This is a genomic window from Candidatus Magnetaquiglobus sp., from assembly GCF_058402785.1.
In genome coordinates this window covers 32,854-34,978 of the sequence record NZ_JBZVFG010000041.1, presented here as the reverse complement: position 1 = coordinate 34,978, position 2,125 = coordinate 32,854, and the positions used below count along the sequence as shown (strand labels likewise).

The following is a 2,125-nucleotide window of genomic DNA, read 5'->3' as shown; positions in this document are numbered from 1 at the left end:
GAGAACCCCCTCACCCCCCAACCGTGGACCCCCCTTACGGGAGTTCCACGGTAAAAAACGGAAACGACGCCCGCGAAGGCTGCGCGCGGCGCATTTTTCGCAAAAGACCGCGACAAATGCTTCTTTTGAAGAGCGCGCTAAAGTCAAAGGCAAAATCAAACCCCTGGGAGAAGAATCTCCCAGAGCTTCTCTTTTTTTACCAATAAAGACCACACATCCCAAGCTGGGTGCGGTTTAAGAACCACACATGACCGGGTGCGGTTAGCGGGTCAACTGCACATTCCCCGAGGTGATGGAGATGCCGTTGATCCAGCCTGGCAGATAGTAGTCGATCCGCTGACAGGTCGGAATCTGCTGGCTGGTGTGGTTGCTGGCATCATACGCCTGCACCGAGCGACCATCCGCGGCGATCTGCGTGTTGAACCCCTTCTGAATCACCGACCCCGCCGGGGCATTGGCGATCTGGCTGGCCTGAGTGGCCTCCTTCATGGCCTGATCGAGGAAGTGCTTGGCCGGTCCGTTTCCACCCCCACCGGTGAAGAAGGTGAGGGAACCATCGCTTTTCAACAACTGTCGGATGGTGGCGTTGTAGCTGGTCAGCATCGACGCCATGTCCATGCCGATGCGCGGCACCATGCGCAAATTCAGCACCTCCAGGGTCGAGCCGGCCAGATCCACGCACAGCTCCACATGACTGCCGGCGCCATCCGGCACGGTCTGCAGATAGGGCATCAGCCGGATTTGCAAATCGGTGGTGTAGTTGGTGGCATAAGGCGCCACCGCGTTGAAGAAGGTATCGAACCAGGTGCCGAACTCCGTGCGCACCGAGGCAGGCAGACGGGCATACATGGCCTCGACCACCCCGATCCGCGCCCGGACCCGGATCATCTGCGCATCATCCGCGGGCAGCAACTCCACGCGGAGCATGGGCAGGACCTCCTGCAACGATTTTGTGAACGTGACGTTGGAAATCTGCTGTCCAAGTTTGCCCACGATCAGCTTGGCAATGTCGGTCTCGGAGAGATCGACGGTCCGCCCAGTGGCATCGTTGGACGCGCGATACAGCCCCTTGACGATATTCATGAGCACCAGTTCGCCATCGGCCTTGTAGGTGGCATCGTTCACCACCAGGGCGCCGGTCATGTCGAACGGCACGGCCTGGACCGTGACGAGCACCGGACGGGTGAAGGTGCGTCCCAGGGTGTCGTCCATCCGCAGGGTCACAGCGTGGTCGCCCACCACCAGCGGCTTGGCCGCCGCGCTCCCCACCACCAGATAGACGTTGGTCCCGCTCGTCTGCACATCGAAAAGATTCTCCAGATTGGCGGCAAGCGAGAAGGAGAAGGTGACGCCTCCCTCCGGATTCAAGGCGCTCAACTGACCGATCACAGTGCCGAGATCGGCGTTTTCGTAGACCGTGAGGTTGCTCAGGTCGATCTTGCTGATGATGGTCACGGTGATGTCAAGCGTTCCGGCCTGGACCGGCGTGCCGTTGTCGGTGGCCACCAGGGTGACGTTGTAAACATTGTCCGCGCCCACATCCGCCGGCGAGCCGTAGCGCAGCAAGGCAGAGGGGGTCAGGGCCCCGGTATTGGCATCGATGGTGAAGCTGGCCGCGTCCGGTCCGGAGAGCGACCAGGTGAAGGGATTGTTCTCCGGGTCCGTGGCCGTGGCGGTGTAGATGGCGGTGGTGGTCCCCTCGACGACGTTGGGCACGCTGGTCGCGGAGTTGATCACCGGCGGCTCGTTGACATCGGTGACCGTGATGGTCACGGACCTGGTGTCGAACAGGCCGAGGGTATCGGTCACGGTGAGGGTGAGGTCATAGACGTTATCCGCGCCCGCATCCGTGGGTGCCTCGTAGTTGGGCGAGGTCAGAAAGGTCACGGCGCCGGTGGTGGCGTCGATCGTGAACAAAGCCGCGTCCGCGCCTCCGGCGATCGTCCAGGTGAGCAGATCCCCATGGGCGGTATCCGGATCGCTCGCCGTGGCGGGATAGGCGGTACCGGTGCCATTTTCGGCAAAGTTGACCGCCAGCGTGGAGGTGATCTGGGGTGCCTCGTTGACATCGGTGACGTTGATGGTGATGGCCTTGGTGGCGGTGAGCCCGCCCGAGTCGGTCACC

General features: G+C 61.8%; 1 protein-coding gene. It reads right to left on the bottom strand.

The genetic code is table 11. The annotated features are described in order from the left end of the window. Window positions 1–261: 261 nt before the first annotated feature. On the bottom strand, window positions 262–2,125 hold a 1,864-nt coding region (locus tag ACV4UY_RS12760), incomplete at its 5' end, for a cadherin domain-containing protein (protein WP_491607966.1).